The sequence below is a fragment of the Pseudoalteromonas sp. SANK 73390 genome (assembly GCF_054966645.1).
The window spans coordinates 1-1,557 of the sequence record NZ_ARPN01000192.1 but is presented as its reverse complement, the minus strand read 5'-3'; the positions used below and the strand labels follow the sequence as shown (position 1 = coordinate 1,557).

Genomic DNA, 1,557 nt, shown 5'->3' with positions numbered 1-1,557 from the left:
TTGAGGGTTTCCCATGCTGCTTTAAATAAACACTGATAAAGCGTACTTGGGTCATACCGCGCAATAATATTCAGCTCATGTGGCAATAACGACAAGGCAATAAACGTGCTTGCTGTTTTTGCGTCCACTGTGCTGTTGCCATACTTTGACAGCGTGGGCAATGCCGGTCTCGGCAACTGCATCCAACTTGTTTTACCTCGCCACACGTATCACATTGCCAAGATTGATAGCCTAGCTTGCCTGTCCTGCATGATTGAAGGTGCTGACAGACCCGTCTCTGTTGATAACTCAGTAAGTGGTGTTGACGATAATCATCTAACCCTAATTTAAAAATATCAGCAAGATGTAGCGTACTCATTGTTTACCCCAATAGGCCAGTAAATCAATGCCGCCATGTCCTAATTCAGATAACCAATGCAAGTAACTCTGTGTCGTTTTAATATCACTGTGACCAAGCTGATGTTGCAGTTGATGAAGCGGCATGCCTGACTCAAGTTGATGTGTCGCGTAAGCATGGCGAAGTGCGTGCGGGTTACACTGCTGCAAACCAATGCTGCATGACTGCTTTTTTAATAACTTTCTGAAACTCAATGGCGACATCGGTTTATCCATAAACCATCGAGAATAGAACATCCAACCTGTAGGATGATACATTTTCCAGTAACAGCGTAATTGGTTTAGTACACTATCAGGCAACAACGTAGCGGGATTTATCTCCTTTACCTTGCTCTATTAAGATAGTTTTACGTTTTCCATAAATGTTTTGTACTTTAATATGTAAAAGCTCACCAATACGTAAGCCACAGCCGTAGCAAACCACTATTAGCGTTTTTAATCGCATATCTGTGCAGCTTTCTATCAGCCGCTGCATGTCATGACGAGATAAATAGAACGGAGCACGAGACTTCGCTTTTGGTAAGGTTATATCTAAGTTTAATGGTCGGTGCAAAATGTGCTTAAACAAAAACCAAATACTGTTTATCTGTAGCTTTTGGCTTGCCCGAGAAAGCGTGCGAATAGCGGGGTCTTTAAAAAAGGCGTTAAGTTCGTCATCAGTAATCGAATCGAGCGGTTTATTAAAATAATGACTGAGTTTAAGTAAGTGCGCGCAATAACTTTTACCTGTTCTATCTGAATAACCTCGATAGTGTATTTCTGCCTTGACCTGTTCAATGAGTGTGTTCATTTTTGACCTCTAAGTTGTGAAATAACTCAGAGAAAGTGTGGCTCAAATGCTGAGAATAGGATCTCCGCGTAGCGGCTTAGTTCAACGCCTCACTAAGAGGCAAAAAATTGTTGGCTAAAATTAGCGACGAAGAAGCAAAAGCCAACTGTTTTTTGTCCTTTTAAACGACTTGTTAGAATTCTAGTTCCCCGATCCCACCCTCACAATACAATAACCAGTGCATGGTTCTAAGTTATAAAAGATAAAAGTACACATGTAACATTACACAGGTATATCTTTATAATTTTTAGGGCAACCTGCTGCCCTAGAGTAAATTCATACTCTTCAAGGTTTCAACTTACCCAGTTGACGGGTTGCACTCACATTTATCG

The 1,557-nt window shown here is 41.1% G+C and carries 2 protein-coding genes and 1 pseudogene; all 3 read right to left on the bottom strand.

Features of this window, described 5'->3' with window-relative positions; genetic code table 11:
• Positions 1–358: pseudogene (locus SANK73390_RS21005) on the bottom strand (transposase zinc-binding domain-containing protein); the annotation flags it as partial.
• Complete coding sequence (locus tag SANK73390_RS21000) at positions 355–600, bottom strand: tyrosine-type recombinase/integrase (RefSeq protein WP_462768269.1); 246 nt, start codon at positions 598–600, stop codon at positions 355–357. The gene SANK73390_RS21000 and the pseudogene SANK73390_RS21005, both read right to left, overlap by 4 nt.
• An 88-nt stretch (positions 601–688) precedes the next feature.
• A complete protein-coding gene (locus SANK73390_RS20995; protein WP_462768268.1) occupies positions 689–1,186 on the bottom strand; it encodes a tyrosine-type recombinase/integrase in 498 nt (165 codons plus the stop codon).
• Positions 1,187–1,557: the final 371 nt, after the last annotated feature.

What these genes read in the sequence shown, in the direction of transcription:
- SANK73390_RS21000 (WP_462768269.1), bottom strand. Translation starts at nt 600, where the DNA reads ATGTCGCCATTGAGTTTCAGAAAGTTATTAAAAAAGCAGTCATGCAGC.
- SANK73390_RS20995 (WP_462768268.1), bottom strand. Translation starts at nt 1,186, where the DNA reads ATGAACACACTCATTGAACAGGTCAAGGCAGAAATACACTATCGAGGT.